This is a genomic window from Deltaproteobacteria bacterium (assembly GCA_021737785.1).
In the GTDB taxonomy this organism is placed as follows: domain Bacteria; phylum Desulfobacterota; class DSM-4660; order Desulfatiglandales; family Desulfatiglandaceae; genus AUK324.
Map to the genome: position 1 here is coordinate 26,133 of JAIPDI010000002.1, position 17,821 is coordinate 43,953.

20 protein-coding genes are annotated in these 17,821 nt (G+C 54.3%); 19 read left to right on the top strand and 1 reads right to left on the bottom strand.

All coding sequences use genetic code 11. The annotated features are described in order from the left end of the window. Nucleotides 1-148 precede the first annotated feature (148 nt). Nucleotides 149-1,135 carry a hypothetical protein gene (locus K9N21_01535; GenBank protein MCF8142579.1) on the bottom strand — a complete coding sequence of 329 codons (987 nt, stop codon included), beginning with the start codon at nt 1,133-1,135 and terminating at the stop codon, nt 149-151. 534 nt (nt 1,136-1,669) lie between these two features. On the opposite strand from K9N21_01535, the gene K9N21_01540 reads away from it, so the two are divergent. The 19 genes from K9N21_01540 (at nt 1,670) to coaBC (ending at nt 17,634) form a co-directional block, all read left to right on the top strand. Further along, nucleotides 1,670-2,113, top strand: a complete 444-nt coding sequence (locus tag K9N21_01540; protein MCF8142580.1) for an Hsp20/alpha crystallin family protein — start codon at nt 1,670-1,672, stop codon at nt 2,111-2,113. Nucleotides 2,114-2,357: 244 nt separating this feature from the next. Continuing rightward, complete coding sequence (locus tag K9N21_01545) at nt 2,358-2,603, top strand: hypothetical protein (GenBank protein MCF8142581.1); 246 nt, start codon at nt 2,358-2,360, stop codon at nt 2,601-2,603. Between the two features lie 229 nt (nt 2,604-2,832). Beyond that, nucleotides 2,833-3,183 (top strand): class II SORL domain-containing protein, encoded by a 351-nt coding sequence (locus K9N21_01550; protein ID MCF8142582.1) that lies wholly within the window; start codon nt 2,833-2,835, stop codon nt 3,181-3,183. Nucleotides 3,184-3,209: 26 nt separating this feature from the next. Then, a complete protein-coding gene (locus K9N21_01555; protein MCF8142583.1) occupies nt 3,210-3,410 on the top strand; it encodes a hypothetical protein in 201 nt (66 codons plus the stop codon). A gap of 34 nt (nt 3,411-3,444) precedes the next feature. After that, nucleotides 3,445-4,152 carry a hypothetical protein gene (locus tag K9N21_01560; protein ID MCF8142584.1) on the top strand — a complete coding sequence of 236 codons (708 nt, stop codon included), beginning with the start codon at nt 3,445-3,447 and terminating at the stop codon, nt 4,150-4,152. Nucleotides 4,153-4,165: 13 nt separating this feature from the next. Next, complete coding sequence (gene acs / locus K9N21_01565) at nt 4,166-6,130, top strand: acetate--CoA ligase (GenBank protein MCF8142585.1); 1,965 nt, start codon at nt 4,166-4,168, stop codon at nt 6,128-6,130. Between the two features lie 42 nt (nt 6,131-6,172). Continuing rightward, complete coding sequence (locus tag K9N21_01570) at nt 6,173-7,087, top strand: aldolase (protein MCF8142586.1); 915 nt, start codon at nt 6,173-6,175, stop codon at nt 7,085-7,087. Nucleotides 7,088-7,468: 381 nt separating this feature from the next. Then, nucleotides 7,469-8,236: an adenylyl-sulfate kinase gene (locus K9N21_01575; protein MCF8142587.1), complete on the top strand. Its 768-nt coding sequence runs from the start codon at nt 7,469-7,471 to the stop codon at nt 8,234-8,236. Nucleotides 8,237-8,248: 12 nt separating this feature from the next. Further along, a complete protein-coding gene (locus K9N21_01580; GenBank protein MCF8142588.1) occupies nt 8,249-8,449 on the top strand; it encodes a CooT family nickel-binding protein in 201 nt (66 codons plus the stop codon). Nucleotides 8,450-8,659: 210 nt separating this feature from the next. Further along, nucleotides 8,660-9,718 (top strand): aminoglycoside phosphotransferase family protein, encoded by a 1,059-nt coding sequence (locus tag K9N21_01585; protein ID MCF8142589.1) that lies wholly within the window; start codon nt 8,660-8,662, stop codon nt 9,716-9,718. Next, on the top strand, nt 9,715-10,290 hold the full coding sequence (locus K9N21_01590) for an adenylyl-sulfate kinase (GenBank protein ID MCF8142590.1): 576 nt from the start codon (nt 9,715-9,717) through the stop codon (nt 10,288-10,290). Before K9N21_01585 ends, K9N21_01590 begins: the two co-directional genes overlap by 4 nt. Next, nucleotides 10,284-11,045: an inositol monophosphatase gene (locus tag K9N21_01595; protein MCF8142591.1), complete on the top strand. Its 762-nt coding sequence runs from the start codon at nt 10,284-10,286 to the stop codon at nt 11,043-11,045. Before K9N21_01590 ends, K9N21_01595 begins: the two co-directional genes overlap by 7 nt. 89 nt (nt 11,046-11,134) lie before the next feature. Beyond that, entirely contained in the window at nt 11,135-11,866 is a 732-nt protein-coding gene (locus K9N21_01600; GenBank protein ID MCF8142592.1) for a ZIP family metal transporter, read from the top strand. Nucleotides 11,867-12,107: 241 nt separating this feature from the next. Then, on the top strand, nt 12,108-13,259 hold the full coding sequence (locus tag K9N21_01605; GenBank protein ID MCF8142593.1) for a PAS domain-containing sensor histidine kinase: 1,152 nt from the start codon (nt 12,108-12,110) through the stop codon (nt 13,257-13,259). A gap of 82 nt (nt 13,260-13,341) precedes the next feature. Further along, nucleotides 13,342-14,280 carry a radical SAM protein gene (locus K9N21_01610; GenBank protein MCF8142594.1) on the top strand — a complete coding sequence of 313 codons (939 nt, stop codon included), beginning with the start codon at nt 13,342-13,344 and terminating at the stop codon, nt 14,278-14,280. Nucleotides 14,281-14,326: 46 nt separating this feature from the next. Continuing rightward, a complete protein-coding gene (locus K9N21_01615) occupies nt 14,327-14,608 on the top strand; it encodes a hypothetical protein (protein MCF8142595.1) in 282 nt (93 codons plus the stop codon). 613 nt (nt 14,609-15,221) lie between these two features. After that, nucleotides 15,222-15,578, top strand: coding sequence for a nucleotidyltransferase domain-containing protein (locus K9N21_01620; GenBank protein ID MCF8142596.1), 357 nt, complete (start codon nt 15,222-15,224; stop codon nt 15,576-15,578). A 290-nt stretch (nt 15,579-15,868) separates the two neighbouring features. Continuing rightward, a complete protein-coding gene (locus K9N21_01625) occupies nt 15,869-16,159 on the top strand; it encodes a GIY-YIG nuclease family protein (GenBank protein ID MCF8142597.1) in 291 nt (96 codons plus the stop codon). A gap of 275 nt (nt 16,160-16,434) precedes the next feature. Next, nucleotides 16,435-17,634: a bifunctional phosphopantothenoylcysteine decarboxylase/phosphopantothenate--cysteine ligase CoaBC gene (gene coaBC, locus K9N21_01630; GenBank protein MCF8142598.1), complete on the top strand. Its 1,200-nt coding sequence runs from the start codon at nt 16,435-16,437 to the stop codon at nt 17,632-17,634. The last annotated feature ends 187 nt before the right edge of the window (nt 17,635-17,821 follow it).

Sequence of the window (17,821 nt, forward strand, 5' to 3'; positions counted from 1 at the left end):
ACAAAGTTCACAAAGACAACGACAACCAAATGCATGTGGTTATGAGATCTTCGCGTCTTTGCCCGCCCCGTGAAACCATGTCTGCCTGTTGTTTCACTGGGGTGTCTCCGTGTGAGTCCCGCTTATATTTGGCGGGATTGGTTCCGGATTATCCGGAGTAAGATTTATTAAGCGATGTTAAAACATTGCCCAGATCATCCAAGAGCTGGGAGGTATGCTCATAAAACCGATTGGCGCCTTTTGAAAAGTGCATAAACACCCGGTTGAGGCGCTCGGGAATATACGGGAAGATCTTCTTGAGATTGACGACACGATTATGAAAAACAATATTCAGGTCCGCCTCGCTCAGCGTGCTGAGAAGGGGGTTGTCTTTCTTCTTGAGATCCGCCAGCAATACATCTCCCATCCCTGCCAGAAACACCAGGATATTGCCCAGCCCGAACAGATCGTAGCCGTATATATTTTCCCGGTGACGATAATTGAAGTCAAAATCGATCCAGCGGTAATCTCCTGTTTCCTGATCGATCAGGATATGATCCCGCCGGATATCCCCATGCCGCTCAAGATTCTCGTGCAGGAAACGGATGGCCTGCACGCATCCGAAAAACCGGTCCAGAATCTCAGGGAAACGCTCATGGAAATAGGCCTCATGATCCATGTCAATATTCATCACATGGCCGGCGAGGGTCTTTCCCTTGATAAAATCCAGCACGCGGATAAGGTTGCCCTTTTCATCTCGTATGGAATACCCATGCATGAAGTTCTTGTGGCCGGAGACCAGATCCAGGATGCGGGCCTCCTTCTTAGGGCTTCGAAAACACTCAAATTCGATATCGCCGATACGGGACATGAACCTTTCATAGAATACCAGTTTCATGATTTTGAGACTGCCGTCCTCCAGATCGATCGCCCGCTTAACCCAGTACTTGACCTCGTCTTCCAGGCCGAATCGCAGCTCCTTGGCGTTATGGCGGATAAGATAGGGCCGGTTGTTCAGGATGACCACATTGTCATAATCAACCCGGAAAAAATCACTGGTATCCGTGTGGATTCGGAATCGTTGCGCCACCTGATGAGGAGGGAGCCATCGGGCGACCATCTGTTTCAGGGTTTCCTGGGAGGGGATATTGTTCATGGGTATCCGTATTTAGTGCCTGAACGAAAACCCGTTCAGGCACAATTGCGAATTGAGGAATTGCGAATTCCGAATTGATGGAATAGAGCTGAAATTAATAAAACCAAGTTTTCGATTCCAACCTTTTTGGATTTCCGAGTTTTCGTTAAGACACTATTTAACAAAAACAATTCTGGTACTGTCCGCAAAAAAGCGGCAATGGTGTAAAGCAATATAGAGAAACGGATAATTTCCGTCAAGGAGTACCCGATTCGAGAATGCAGCGTTACCATAACGCTACTAATCGTTACCATCTCGACAAGTAACGCTGTCGCTATGGAAGGGGGCTGCTCATTTATCCGTTTGTCCTTTTGAACACGTTGTGCGCCACCGGCTTTTTTCACAATATTATTAGCCAGTTAAGGTCGTTAAACGAAATGGTTTGATGCCATAAGGGGATCCCGGCCATGGTGGCACGGATATTGATATAATGGATCTTGAAAGCAAGATGTTTTTCAGCCCGGGGGGCAAGTTGCTCTAAAGGAGGTGGTATTCATGGATTTAGTACCCTGGAAACCGTTTGGAGAACTCAGTTTATTCCGCGGAGAAATGGATAAGCTCTGGGACAGATTTTTTGGCGAAAAGCCCTTTGTCAAGGGTTTTTCAGAGGGATGGTCGCCGTCCGTGGACATATCGGAGACCGAGGACAACCTTTTCGTCAAGGCTGACTTGCCGGGGCTGGAGGCAAAGGATGTGAACGTCAGCATCTCGGGGGACCTTTTCACCATAAAGGGTGAAAAGAAAAAAGAAAAGGAAGAAAAAGACGAGCACCATCACTATATTGAACGATATGCCGGGACGTTCCAGCGTTCCTTTCGGCTCCCGGTCAGCATCCAATCCGACAAGGTGGAGGCCTCCTTCAAGAAAGGCGTACTCAAGGTAACCCTGCCGAAATCGGAAGAAGCCAGAAAGAAAGAGATAGAGATCAAGGTCAAATGAACACTCAAGGCCGTTCCCGGGCGCTGCTTGAGCGTATTTATGGGATCATGCAACAGGAGCAAATCTCACCCTGCCTTTCGCGGCGAGTAGTTTACAGTGGGGTCTGAGGCCCTGAAAAAGCGTCTTACGGCGACACTACAAACGAGGAATGGGGGTTATTTAATCTCAAAATGGGAACTGCTGATGGAATATGGGTGAAGGAATGGTCAAAAATGTTTCCCGTTGATGGAAAGGAGGGAATACAATGGAAAATCAACCGGACAAGTATGTGTGCGCCCACTGCGGCTATACGGCAAACGGCAGGTTTGTAGGGGACATATGCCCCCAGTGCGGGCTGACCTATTGGAAATGCAGCAAGTGCGGGTATACCATCACCACCGCCACGCCGCCGGATGTCTGCCCGGAATGCGGCGAGAAGTGCGATTTCGTCAATGTCACCTGCTATACTCCTGAATGTGGCGGGCCGGGGCATATGGATCCGAGGCTTTAGCCCCTTTGCAGTGTGTAACTTCTCTGCATGATGCGGAGATGTCCGCTCCTTTTCAACCAGCGCCAATATCTTTTTGATGGCGGTTGTCAGGCCGCCTCAGGCAAAAGGCAGCCCTGAGGCCCTAGACATTGGACACCAGGCTTCAGGCGCGCCGCCCTGGCTTCGGAATGAGAAGAAGCAGTTGCGGCGAGATCCAAAAACAGCTATTCTATTTGAAAGGAGGAATCCCATGGAATTCTCAGGAATCATCAAGACAGCGGAATCTGAAGGGAAGGAAAAGCATGTCCCGAGGATTACGATAGACAAGGGACACCAGTCGGGGAGGGACATTGTGCGCATCGTGGTGGGCCACGAGGTGGAGCATCCCAACACCCTGGAACACCACATCGCCTGGATTGAACTGTACGGGGTCAAGAAAGAAAACGATCAGGTCGTTCATCTGGGTCGCGGGGCCTGGGCCCCGGTTTACTCCAATCCCAACGTCCGTTTCCAGATCAACCAGATCGGGGACTTCAAGGCGTTCCATGCCCTGGCCTACTGCAATATCCATGGTCTCTGGTCGAGTACGCTGGACGTATAATCTCAAAGGAGCAAAGGGGGCGCAGAATGAAGCTTGAAGAGATTAAAAAAGCGGTGGAGGAGCTGAGCGATGCTGAAAAGAGGACGTTTTTTTCCGAAGTTATCCCGGATATATGTGACGAATCCCTCACCAAGGAGGGGTGCCGGATGATTTTTGAGAAAAAGCTCTCGGGCTCGCGATATCTGGAATCCTTTGATGAACTCCACGAGATGCAGATGAAAAAGTGATCTGCGGATCGAATGACACCGGAGAGGGGGAAACATGGCGCAGATCAAGTTTGTGCAGACCTGGAATACGGTTGCAGGTCGAAAACAGGAGTACGCCGCCTTCATCACCGGGGAGTTTCTGCCGGCCATGAAGGCCTCGGGGCTGGAGGTGGATTCGGGGTGGTACACCCTCCTGGGCGGCGGTCCTCACATAATGGTTGAGAGCCTGGCCGGATCATTGAGTCAGGTGGAAGGTGCGCTTCGCCACCCAGGGACAGGAGAGATGCTGAATCGGTTCACCAACCTGGTGGCGGGCTACTCGAGTTGTGTGCTTGCGCCTGCGGCATGGGGGGCACAGGAGCCGGGAATGAGGGATTCAAAGGGAGGGGCACGGCTTCTCCAGTCCTGGGATGTCCTCCCCGGTGAGAATGAGACGCTGGATCGGTTCATGGAAGAATATCTTCCGGATATGGCACGCATCGGTCTGGAGGCGATTTCCGGTTGGCGTCTCGCCCTGGGGACCGGCCCGCAATTTCTTCTGGAAGCGGTTGCAAAGGACCTGTCCAGCATCTTCACCGTCATGAGCGATGATCGCTACCTGAAATTGATCCTGAAGATCGAGGAACTGGTGATCCGTTTCGAGAACCGGGTGCTGGTGAGACACGAGAGTTTTCTGGATGTGCTCTACACCCTGTATGGACGGGCCATCCGGGCTGTTTCCCCCGATGCGATGTATTCCATGGTGGGGCCTGTCGGGGAATGAGAATGGAGGGAGCATGCGCCAGAAGATGAATCCGTTGAAGGATCGATATTCCGTGCCGGAGGCATTTCGGCGTCCGGCACGGATCTCGGGACGTGAGGCCTATGATCGCGAATATGACCGCTCCATTGGGGATCCGGAAGGCTACTGGGGGGAGAAGGCCCAAGAGCTTCTGTCCTGGCACGCCCCCTGGGAAAGGGTACTTGAGCATGACTTCAGCCAAGGCCGCGTGGCATGGTTTCAGGGCGGCAGATTGAACGCCGCCTACAACTGCCTGGACCGGCACATTCAGACCTGGCGGCGCAACAAGGCCGCTATTATCTTCGAGGGGGAACGGATCGGCGACAGCCGCACCTTTACCTATCAGGATCTCTATTACGAGGTCAACAAGCTGGCCCAGGTACTGAAAAAGCTGGGCGTCCGGAAAGGCGATCGGGTCACGCTCTATCTCCCCATGATTCCTCATCTGGTCATTGCCATGCTCGCATGTGCGCGTATCGGGGCGGTTCACAGCGTGGTCTTCGGCGGGTTCAGCGCCGAGTCTTTGGCCAATCGGATCCAGGACTGCCGGTCCCGATTTCTCATTACCAGTGACGGCGGATTCCGGTCGGGACGGGTGGTGACCCTGAAACACAATGCGGATGAGGCCCTGGAACACTGTCCCTCGGTGGAAAAGGTGCTCGTGGTTCGCCGGACCCGATGGGAGGTATCCATGAAGCCGGGCCGCGATGTCTGGTATCACCGGGAGATGCGGGCCCCGGATCTCAAGCCCTATTGCGAACCCGAATGGATGGATGCCGAAGACCCGCTGTTCATCCTCTACACCTCCGGCAGCACAGGCAAGCCCAAGGGGCTGGTGCACACCACCGGGGGGTATCTTCTGTATGCGGTAAGCACGTTTCTGGATGTATTTGATTACAGGGATGAGGATACTTTCTGGTGTACGGCGGATATCGGCTGGGTCACCGGCCACAGCTATCTGGTTTACGGCCCACTCTGCGCGGGCGCCAGCAGCGTTATGTTCGAGGGGGTCCCAAGCTATCCGGCCTATGACCGATTCTGGGATGTGGTGGAAAAATATCGGATCAGCAGCTTTTACACCGCGCCCACCGCCATCCGGGCCCTTCACAGGGAGGAGGACGCACTGGTCCGCAACCGGGATGTGAGCAGCCTTCGTCTACTGGGTACTGTGGGGGAACCGATCAACCCGGAGGCCTGGCACTGGTATTATGAGGTGGTGGGCCGGGGCCGGTGCCCGATTGTGGATACCTGGTGGCAGACCGAAACCGGAGGAATCCTTCTGAGCCCCCTGCCGGGGGCGATTGAGACCAAGCCGGGCGCCGCAACGGTCCCCTACTTCGGGATAGAACCCTGCCTGCTGGATGAAAACGGACATGAAATTGAAGGGCCGGGCAAAGGGCTTCTCTGTATAAAGAGTCCCTGGCCGGGAATGGCCCGCACGATCTACGATGATCCGGAACGTTTTCAAAAGACCTATTTTTCGGATCATCCCGGCTACTACGTTACCGGTGACGGGGCCAGACGGGATGAGGACGGCGACTACTGGATCACCGGCCGGGTGGACGATGTGATCAATGTCAGCGGGCACCGTCTGGGTACGGCCGAAGTGGAAAGCGCTCTTCAGGCACACCCGGCAGTGGCGGAGGCCGCGGTCGTAGGCTTTCCTCATGAGATCAAGGGCGAGGGGATATATGCCTTTGTCATCCTCAAACCGGATCAGACGCCGAGCGATGCGCTCCGTAAGGAACTGGTGCAACAGGTGCGTCGGCTCATCGGCCCGATTGCCACGCCCGAAGAGATACAATGGGCGGACGCCCTCCCCAAGACGCGAAGCGGAAAAATCATGCGCCGGCTCCTGAGGAAGATTTCAGCGGGAGATATCTCCGATTTGGGCGATACTTCAACGCTGTTGGATGCGGATGTCGTGGAACGACTCATCCGGGGTGCAAAAAGGCCTTGAGAACCACAAGATGACGCTTTCATAAGGAATAAGGAGACATGTATGGATTTGAAAGAGAATGATGTCCTGGTCCCTCTGGATGTTCCAAGGGCCATGAGAGAGGACTATATCTCGAATTATCGCACCATTACCGGAAACAGCGGGCGATTGATGCTCTTTGCGGGAGATCAGAAGGTCGAACATCTGAACAGCGATTTTCATGGGGAAGGAATTCATCCGGATGACGGCGATCCGGAGCACCTGTTCAGGATCGCAAGCCGGTCGAAGATAGGGGTTTTTGCAACCCAGCTCGGTCTGATTGCCAGATATGGGATGGATTATCCTGATGTGCCGTATCTGGTGAAACTGAACTCCAAGACAAATCTCGTTAAGACGTCTCAGTCGGATCCGTTCAGCAATCAGTGGTTCGATGTGGAAGAAGTCATTGATTTTCGGGACAACAGCGGGCTCACCATTGCGGCAGTCGGCTATACGCTCTATCTGGGCAGTGAATACGAACCCGAGATGCTTCATCAGGCCGCCTGGGCCGTCTCCAATGCGCATCAGCATGGGTTGATCACCGTACTCTGGATCTATCCCCGCGGCAAGGCGGTGGCGGATGAAAAAGACCCCCACCTGATCGCCGGCGCCACGGGTGTGGCCGCATGTCTTGGCAGCGATTTTGTGAAGGTGAACTATCCCAAAAAGGCGGGGCATGACTCCAAGGAGATGTTCAAAGAAGCGGTATTGGCGGCAGGTCGCACCAAGGTCGTTTGCGCGGGCGGTTCAAGTGTGGATGCAAAAGGCTTTCTGCAACGCCTTCACGATCAGATATTCGTCAGCGGTGCATCAGGAAATGCCACCGGCAGAAACATTCACCAGAAATCCTTAGATGAGGCCATAAAGATGTGCAATGCCATCTATGCAATCACCGTAAACGGGGAAACCGTGGAGGAGGCGATGAAGATGATGAAATGACTTCCGCGGGTGGGGATCTCTTTTTCCCGCCCCGTGGCGGGACAAAAACCGGCAACAGCTCGCGGGAACGGCAGCAGGGCGTTAAACTGCGGTTCGTTACAGACCCAAGAACAGGCTTTCATACACCGGTCGTTCTTGCTGCCTTTCATAAAAGGTATCTAGAGCCCTGGGGTCGTCGCCGAGCATTACGTACCCATTTTAATGTCCCGCCACGGGGCGAGAAAAAGAGACCCCGCGCGAAAAACTCTTTGTGTCTTGGTGGCTTTGTGTGAATCCCGCCTGGCGGGATTGGTTGCGGCCGTCAGGCCGCCTTGGAAATGGAGAAGATAAGATGCCGACAATTACATTGAATTTCAAGACGGAAACGTGGAGACCCAAATCATGAAAATATCTGTTTGTGGAAAGGGAGGGAGTGGAAAAAGCACGGTTGTTGCCCTGCTGACCAATGCGGCCCAGGAAAGAGGATATAGTGTTCTGGTGGTGGATTCCGATGAATCGAATTCCGGTCTTTTCAGGACCCTCGGTTTTGATGACCCACCCGTGCCGCTCATGGAGCTTCTCGGCGGGAAGGCTTCTGTAAAGAAGAGGCTGGGAAGTCCCGGCCTTTTTGATAAATCCGAGATCACTGTAAAAGACATCCAGTCCCCCCATATTCAGCAACGGGACGGGCGGATGCTGGTGAGTATCGGTAAAATCCTCCAGTCCCTTGAAGGGTGTGCCTGCCCCATGGGGGTGCTGAGCCGCGAATTTCTGAAAAAGCTCCGCCTGGGTGAAAATGAGATCGCCCTGGTGGATATGGAAGCAGGTATAGAGCATTTCGGGAGGGGGGTCGATGAGGGGATGGACGCGGTCCTGCTGGTGGTCGAACCCTCCTATGAATCCATCATCATCGCTGAAAAAATCAAAGCCCTTGCGGCCGGCATGAAAAAAGAAGCGTTTGCGATCCTGAACAAGGCGCCTTCTGAAAAAGTGGTCCGGCAGCTGGAAGGTGAGCTCAAAAACAGGGGAATAAAGGTCATCGGGTCCATTCCAAACGATCCGGATGTATTTGATGCCTCCCTGGAAGGTCGTCTCTTGGAGAAGGGGGAAGCCCTCCATGCGGCGGGAACCCTGTTCGACAACCTCCTGGCGGAAACCGGACGGGTTTAATTGGAGGGAAATATGTGTTTGAGCACCATTTATACGGTTTCGGAAAATGAGCGGAATGAGGTCATGAAGGATGTGGCCGGAATAGAGGCGGAGGGTGCAGGCTTCTGGGCGAGCGACCTCTTTGGTGACAGGACGTTCATCAAAGGACGGATCAAGAGCGTCGACTTCGTAAGCGGCGCCCTGATGGTGGAGAACAGCGATTCCAGTAGATAGATAAAGCGTATAACCGCAACCAAAACGGCTGGTGCTGTCCCGTAAGCGTGCAAAGGAAGGAAGCCCATATTTCTAATAGGGTCTCCGTGTCTCTGTGTCTCTGTGTGAGCTATTTTTTTGTTTTCCGCTTGTCCCGGGCAAGGGAATACCGCGAAAACGCGGGTGTTCACAATCGCCCGGACGGCAATGAGGTAATGGCTGGGGATAAAAATGGATATTGACGTCAAAGTCGAAAATTACTTGAAAGAGCGTTTCGGATCAAAAACCTCTTTAATCTCCATGGAACGGCTGGGCGAGGGGGTGCACGGCACGGCCTATCGGGTGACATTTACCCATCCGAAGGGAGAAGACCGATTGATCATGAAGACCCTTTTTCATTCTCGTTTCGGACACGATCATTATTCGGACAGGGCACAGGTCCTCCTCCTTGCCCAGGCCAATTTCAATGAGATGCCCAAGCATGTGAGGGCCACGGATGTGGTGGGGGAATCGCCGGAGAGGCTCATTTCCGTAAAAGACGCCAGGGAATTCTATATATTCATGGAGGAGGCCGAAGGGGTCTCTTATTTCGAGGATCTGGATGCGATTTTGAAGCGGGGACGCCTGAACGATCTGGACAGGGAACGGGCCGGGATGCTCGCCCGTTTCATCGCGGATGTCCATGCCCTCAGGTATACGGGGGAAGACGCGAAGACCCTTTACAGAAGGCGGATCCGAGACCTGATCGGGCACGGCGAGTGCATCATGGGGATCATCGATGCCTACGACCCGGTTGATTTCACGACGGACAGGGAACTGGTTGCCTATGCCGGGAAATCTTTGAACTGGTGGGGGAAGATCAGGGACAGGGGAGAACGGTTGTGCAGCGTGCACGGCGATTATCATCCGGGCAACATCCGATTGCAGGGGGATGATTTTGTCCTCCTGGACCGCTCCAGGGGGACCTGGGGCGAACCTGCCGACGATGTATCCTGTCTTGGCATGAATTATATCCACTACGCAGTGAAAGATCGCGGGACCTTTGAGGGTCCCTTTGCCGACCTGTTCCGGATCTTCCTGGACGCCTACCTGGAAAAGACCGGCGATGCGGGATTTTTTGAGGTTGCCCAACCCTTTTTCGCCTTCCGGGTACTGGTCATCGCCAATCCGAAATTTTATCCGGACGATACCGTCGAAACAAAAAGAAAGCTGATTGACTTCGGGCTTTCCGTCCTCGAGACAGCGAGGTTCGACCCCGAGAAGATCGCGGCATATCTGGAGGGGAAATGAGCTTCTGTTTATGGCTGACCGGACTACCGGGTTCAGGCAAAAGCACCATCCTGAAAGAGCTGTTGGAGAAATTGTCAGGAGCGGGGGTTGAAGCGGTTACCCTCAGCCTTGATCATATACGGAAGGTGGTCACCCCCAATCCAAAATACACTGATGAAGAACGGGGTATCGTATATCGCTCGCTGGTCATGATGGCCCAACTCCTGATGACAGAGGGGGGGAGGAATGTGATCATCGATGCAACCGGAAATCGCAGGGAATTCCGGGATCTGGCCCGACAGTTGATTCCTGATTTTGCAGAAATTTATGTACAGTGTCCTCTCAAGACATGTGAGGATCGGGAGGCGTCCCGCCGGGGCCAGCCTGTTCAAAAAGACCTGTATAAGCGTGCCGCGGAAGGAAAACTGAAAGGGGCGATGCCCGGAATCTCCGCGCCCTACGAAGCGCCGGAAAATCCGGAAGTCACGGTCCAATCGGATATCCTGTCTCCCCCGCAATCCGCGGAAAAGATCATCGGCTATATGCAGTCACGATGGCCTGAACTGTTCGGGAAGGAAAACAGGTTATGCTGAAGACCGCTATCGAGGCGGCGCAGGGGGCGGGTCGGATCATTGCCGGCCGTTACCCGGGAGGCCGCGACATAACCCTGAAAGGCCTCCGCGATCTGGTGACCGATGCGGATATGGCAGCGGAATCGGTGATAGTTGAACTGATTCAGACCCGCTTTCCCGATCACGCGATCCTCTCTGAGGAAGCGGGAGGCGAGGCCATCGGCAGTGGATTTACGTGGGTAGTGGATCCCCTGGACGGGACGACCAACTATGCGCACCACCATCCGCTATTCGCGGTCTCCATCGGGGTGCTGGAGGGGAAAAAACCGCTCATAGGGGTCATCCACGATCCTTTGCGGGATCAGACTTTTGTGGCCCACAGGGGGGCCGGGGCCCGGCTCAACAATGTGCCGATTCACGTCAGCCGCATAAAAAGGTTTGAAGAGGCCATGGTGGGACTGGACTGGGGGCACGAAAATGAGGTGCGCGAGCGGATGTTGAGATATTTAGGCCGGGTTCTTCCGCGCTGCGGAACGGTGCGTGCCTCAGGTTCAGCGGCCCTGGGGCTGGCCTATGTGGCGGCGGGATGGCTGGATGCCTATTTCCATCCGGGATTAAAGCCCTGGGACGCGGCCGCCGGCATACTCCTTGTTAAAGAGGCGGGCGGGCGGTGCACCACCATGAAAGGCGCGCCATACCAGGTCCAATTGCCTGACTGCCTGGCGACCAATCGAAGCCTTCACGATGAATTGTTCGCGGCGATGCAGGCCGGATGACTGATCTTTCACCATAATTCCTGGTCATCATTCTGACGCAGGGGATCGGCTTTCAATATTGATGAGTCTCTTTTTAGGTGGTGAAAGGCATGGAGAACACATTCTGGACCGCCTTCGGTGCCAGTTTTCTGGCCGCCTTCGTGACCTCCATAGGCATTTATGTCATTCGACGTTTTGAGCGATGGGGCCGGGACAATAGCATCTATTTTGTCTGTTTTGCCGCAGGCGTGCTGATTTCCGTCTCATTTTTGCACATCATTCCCAAGGCGTTTTTGATGAATGGGCAGGCGCCTTCTTATCTGTTCGCCGGGTACATCAGCCTCCATCTGTTTAATCGATTCATCAATGCATTTGTCTGCGACAAAAGCTCGAACGAGCACTATGCCATCGGCCTCATCCCGATGTTCGGCATCGGGTTTCATTCATTTATCGACGGATTCATATACTCCATCACATTCAGCGTTAGTGTATTTACCGGTGTTCTGGCCGCCTTCGGCATGGTCCTTCATGAGTTTCCCGAGGGTATTATCACTTACCTCCTCCTGATTCGCGCAGGATTCAGCGAGAAACGGTCCTTCCTTTTGGCATTTCTCGCAGCAGCCGTGACAACTCCACTGGGCATGCTCGTATCATACCCGTACATCAGCCGGATCTCCGAGCCGTTCCTGGGCGCCCTTCTCGCATTTTCTGCAGGGGCGCTGGTATATGTGGGGGCCACCCACCTCCTGCCCCAGGCAGAAGCGGAAAACAAGAAATACAGCCTGTTTGCCCTGGGAGCAGGGATTCTCGTGGCCGTTATCATCGTCCTTTCAAAGGCATAGGGGTTCCTGCAGAAATGACGAGGTCGGGACAGACACCATCTGGAAATCGGCTTTTGGCTGCCGATTCCCAGGCGCCTGAAAAAATGGGTCCCGGCAAATCCCGTGGACACGGGGCTAACGGAGGAAGAATGCCCTGCTGAAAGATTAGACCGGAACGGGTCAGTGTTTTTTCTATCCAATGGGGCCGGCTGTCTCGGGCGGTCGGCACCCCCGGAGTTCAGGAAATTAAGAAGGGGATGTCATGAAAGGGGAAAAAAAGAACGAGGACCACGAGGACAGGCCGGAGAAGGATTTCCAAAACATCGCCTTCTACAGTTTTATCATCGATAGCCTGCCGGTGGGCATTCTTACGGTCAACCCCGAAATGAAGGTGACCAGTCTCAACCGTTGGGCCGAGAAGCTCACGGGCTATTCCGAGAAAGAGGCGGTGGGCCGCTTTTGCGGCGACGTCCTCCGGGGCGGTATGTGCAAGCTCGACTGCCCTTTGAAAAAAGCCATCAACCGCCAGCACCCCGTGGTGAGGATCGATAGCACCATCAGGAACAGGTATGGAGAAATCATTCCGGTCAGAATGAATACGGCGGCGCTGTTGGACGACAACGGCAGACTTATCGGCGGGGTGGAGGCCTTCCAGGACATTTCCCGCCTGAAGACCCTGGAACGGGAGAAGGACAATCTCATCTCCATGTTCGCCCATGACATGAAGTCTTCGCTGACCGTCATCGGCGGCTTTGTCCTGCGGCTGATCAAGAAAGCAAGGCAGCTTGACGAGGAAAAGCAGAGGGACTATCTTAATATCATAAGGCGGGAGTCGGGAAAACTTGAATCGCTGGTCAATGATTTTCTGGAGTTTTCCCGATTGCAGGCAGGACGACTCAAGCTGAACCTGAGCGCCACTTCCCTGGATAAGGAATTGATGGAGCTCTCAGATGCCTACCAGTTGAAGGCCTCGCAATCCGGACTTCGTCTGGAACTCAAGAATGAGGAAGAACTCCCGGTGATCATATGCGACAGCAACAAGTTGCGCAGGGTCTTCAGCAATCTTTTGGACAACGCCATTAAATTTTCAAAAGACAAGGGAACCATCACCCTCTCCACCCATACGACCCCTGACGAGGTGATTGTAGAGGTTAAGGACGAGGGGATCGGCATTGATGCGGATGAACTGCCCTATGTTTTCGACAGCTTTCACCGGGGCAGAGGCGTAGAACAGAAAGAGGGCTTCGGCCTGGGTCTGGCCTCTGTAAAGGCCATTGTCGAGGGACACGGCGGAAGGATTGCGGTTGAAAGCGAGCCGGGCAAAGGATCGGTGTTTTCAGTATTCCTGCCCAGAACGAACAAGCAAAAACAACTCTCTCTACCTGAGGTCGAGGGAATCGGCGTGGCGGGGTAACTTTTCAAGACATCATTGAGCGGTCAATATCATAATATCGATACGGATCACGTAGACCACCTTTTAACGAGGAAAACAGCGCATGGAAAATAGGAAATACCTGTTTGGCCCGGTGCCGTCCCGGCGTTTCGGACGGTCCCTGGGCATAGACCTGACCCCTTACAAGACGTGCAGCCTGGATTGCGTCTTCTGCCAGTTGGGCCGGACCACGGATAAGACCATTGAGCGTCGGGAATATGTCAACATCCAAGAGGTCCTTGCCGAACTTGAAGAATGGCTCGAAACCGATGGCGTGGCAGATTATATCACCCTCTCGGGGTCAGGGGAACCCACCCTCCATGAACGTTTTGGAGATGTGCTGGCATTGATCAGGGAAAAGAGCGAGATCCCTTCTCTCCTTCTGACCAACGGCACCCTGCTCCACCTGCCTGAGGTGCGAAAGGCAGCCGCACAGGCCAGCATTGTGAAGGTCTCCCTGAGCGCCTGGGATCAGGCCTCTTTCGGCTGGGTGAACCGTCCCCACGCCGAACTGCGGTTTGAAGAATTGATCAGCGGACAGAAGGCCTTTCGCAGGGAGTACACCGGCCGGTTGTGGATGGAGGTCTTTCTCATTTCCGGCAGGAACGCCATGCCCGGCGATGTCAGGAAGATTGCCGCACTGGCAGAGGAGATCGGACCCGACCGGATCCAGCTCAATACCGCCATACGTCCGGCAGCAGAGGATTTTGCCGTGCCTGTATCCAAGGAACGGATGATGGAATTGACGCATCTTTTTCACCCACCGGCAGAGATTATTGCCGAATTTTCGAATCAAAAAGACCTCAAATTGGGGGCGACCAAGGAGTCGGTACTGGCGATGCTCCAACGCCGGCCATGCACCGCGGGCCAGATCGCCGAGGGGTTCGGAATGCACCTTAATGAGGTATCGAAATATCTTGGAAATCTGTTGAGCACGGATCAAATCCGAACCGAGAGAAAAGGTGAGACGATTTACTATGCCGCGGCCGGCAGAAAAGGGTAGATCACATATGGCCTGTAATTTTATCCTCGGATGAGAAGGGACAGAATTGAACTGCCAAAAGAACGACCCTGCCGAGGGCATCCAGGAACGGATGGCCGCGGAGGAGCGCGTGAAAGAGCGGGTGGATGAAGAGGGAAACCGGTGGACAAAGGTCTATTTCGGAGGAGGCGCCCACTTCCGAAACTGGCTGGCGCAGTGCAGGGAGTTGGGGGAGGTGATGGTCGAAGAGGTGGATTCGACCGGCTACACCTGCTTTGAGCAAGGGGGTGAACCCCTCTACCGGATCTGGATGAAAATGGGTGAAACCGGACACGCCGATCTGTTTTGACCCAGGGTGATGATGCCTGAAACAAAAGAAAAAATTTCGCTGAGAGCGGACGGGTCTGCTGAAGCGCCTGAGGCAACTCCCTCCAGGGGAGGAGGAGGCAGACCGGGCCCTCTGACCCGGTTTCTGAAATGGATCGCCAAAGGCGCGGTTCAATCCAGGACGAACAGGCCCGTCTGCCCCACCTGACGAATCAAGCATTAGTCATGCCGGGCGGGCATGACACACCCACAAAGACCCTCCATGACAATTCATGACCCCCCCCTGCCGGGTGACAAGGTGGCCGGACAAGCGGCTTTCCGGTCCCGCATGAGCAAGTTGCCACCCGCACCGCCTTGTGACCCCAAGTCCACCTCGATAACGAGAATTGCCGGCAACAGGCGGCAATTCTTGACATGGGGCATCTGTTATTTTACAATCCTTTAGTTCAGGAAGCTTTCCGGCAACTTGTTAGGAGTTTCACCAGAGACCTTCGTCTTTTGCAACATGTTTTCACTTGAAAGCCCTCAGGGCCCAAAAGCGGCGGATCAGGCGCATGGCAGATAATAATTTTCGTTACATACAAGACCAATTGAGATCCGGGCTCGAGGGATCTGATCCTGGAGGCCGACAGGTAGTGGCGGCATATTTATTCGGTTCCAATGCGAACCTCGCAGCAGGGAGAGAATCCGACCTGGATATCGCCTTTCTTTTGGATGAGAAGTCCTACAGGAACGACCCTCTGACAGCTGCCGCCCCGGCCTATTTGGCTGCAACAAACCTGGGGTTATCGTTAGGGATGGAGACGGACGTCACCATCCTGAATGCCGCGTCTCTGGAGATGGCTTACGAGGTGGTGACCACCGGAAAATGCCTGCTGGAAAATGATACGGATAAACGGATGGCCTATGAAATCGCACTGCGGGGAATGTACTTTGATTTCAAGCCGTTTCTTGAAGAGCTTAGATCCGATTGTGTGAAGAATAAAAGATAAAAATCCTTCTGTGGGAGCGGCATCTATGCCGCGAAGATCGGGTCTGGACCCTCTCACACATTAAGACGACGCCCCTCTCCTATCCTCGGCTCGGCTACGGGCGTTCATTAGGCCTTATTGCCAGATTTTCTGTCATGAAAAACAGGAAAATATGGGTTCATCCGATTTTTGCGTACTTGTGGGTTCCAAAGGCTGGAAATGAGGGAAATGAATAATCCTTCAGCGTTTTCAGGCCGATTCCGTCATTCCGGCATGCCCTTACCCGGAATCCAGGAGAATGGGTCCGGATAGTGGATAAGCAGCCTGCCGTATACATCCTGGCGAGCAAGAGAAATGGCACCCTCTACGTAGGTGTCACCTCAGATCTTCCAAAGAGGGTCTGGGAACATAAGAATGATCTGGTTGAGGGCTTTACGAAAAGATACCATGTCCACCTCTTGGTCTGGTACGAGCTTCATGAGACAATGGATTCTGCAATCCTTCGGGAGAAAAGAATAAAGGAATGGAAGCGAGTGTGGAAAATGCGAATGATTGAAAGTGATAACCCTACTTGGAAGGACTTGTATGATAGCATCATCTGACTGGATTCCGGCATTCGCCGGAATGACGAACAAAAGGAAGGGTCATCTGAAAAACTGAAAGTACGCAAAAACCGGATGAACCAAAATATGGCCATCCTTCAACTGCACACTTACCCTTCCGTCATTCCGGCACGGTTTTGGCCGGAATCCAGAAATACGCCGGAGTGGATTCCGGCTAAGGGCATGCCGGAATGACGGGACAGCACACAGGCGTTTTGATTGCGGGCATCCGCGTTAGTAATTTCACGTATATATTCTTGGTATAAGGAGCGCATGTGAAGACAAAAGAGGTTGTTGTGGGCGTCACCGGCGGGATTGCCGCGTACAAGGCCGCGGAGCTGGTGAGGCTTCTGGTCAAGGAGAAACTGGTGGTCAGGGTCGCCATGACCCGGAGCGCCACCCGGTTCGTGACGCCCCTCACCTTCGAGGCCCTCTCGGGCAACCGGGTGGTCCATAAGATGTTTGATCAGGAGGGGACGGTCATGGACCACATCCGGTGGGGCCAGGAGTCGGACCTGATCATCATTGCGCCGGCCACGGCCGATTTTATCGGCAAGATGGCCCATGGCATCGGAGATGATTTCCTCTCCACCTGCGTGATTGCCGCTACGGCCAAGATCCTTGTCTGTCCCTCCATGAACGACCGGATGTTCATGAACCCGGCGGTTCAGGAAAATCTCAGTGTGCTCAGGAAACGGGGGATCATCGTCCTTGAGCCCGGCCAGGGGGAACTGGCCTGCGGGGCCGACGGCCCCGGGCGGCTGCCGGAGCCCATTGAAATACTTGAACAGGCCAAATCGCTCCTCTCCGATCAGGACCTCTCCGGACGCAGGATCCTGGTATCGGCCGGCCCGACCGTAGAGCCTATCGATCCGGTCAGATACATCACCAACCGGTCTTCGGGCAAGATGGGCTATGCCCTGGCCAGGGCGGCTGCGCGGAGGGGGGCCGAGGTCATCCTGGTCAGCGGTCCCACAACCCTGAAGGCGCCTTCCGGGGTTACGTTCTGCCCTGTCAAGACCGCAGAGGAGATGCACCGGTCGGTTTTTGAAAATCGTGAGGCATGTGATATCGTCATAAAGGCCGCGGCGGTCTCTGATTACAGACCCCGGGAGTGTGCGGCTCAGAAGATCAAAAAGGGGGCCGCGTCCGTATCTCTGGAACTCATCAGCAACCCGGATATCCTTGCCTGTCTGGGAGATACAAAGACCGCATCCCCCTGCATCCTGGTGGGATTTGCCGCGGAGACGGAAAACCTGCTGGCCAATGCGGAAAAAAAGCTGAAGGCAAAAAACCTGGATATGATTGTGGCCAATGATGTCTCCAGTATTGATGCGGGGTTTGAAACAGACACCAACCGGGTCAAATTCATCTACAGGGACGGACGGGTGGAGGATGCGCCCCTCATGACAAAAGATGAGGTGGCCGACCAGGTTTTGGACCGGGCCATGGCCCTCCGAAGGAAAGAAGCATAGCAATTGAGAAGGTCAGGTGGAGAGGTCGAATTGTCGATGGGTCGATCGGTGACACCGGAAACCCCGGCGTTGGGCATTCGGCTCCCAATGAGGCCCATGAACCGATGACCCGAAACCGACTTGCGGGTGCAGCCCGCCTTGGAGCGAGGCCGTGAATACGGAAACGGAAATTAGAGAGATCTTTTCC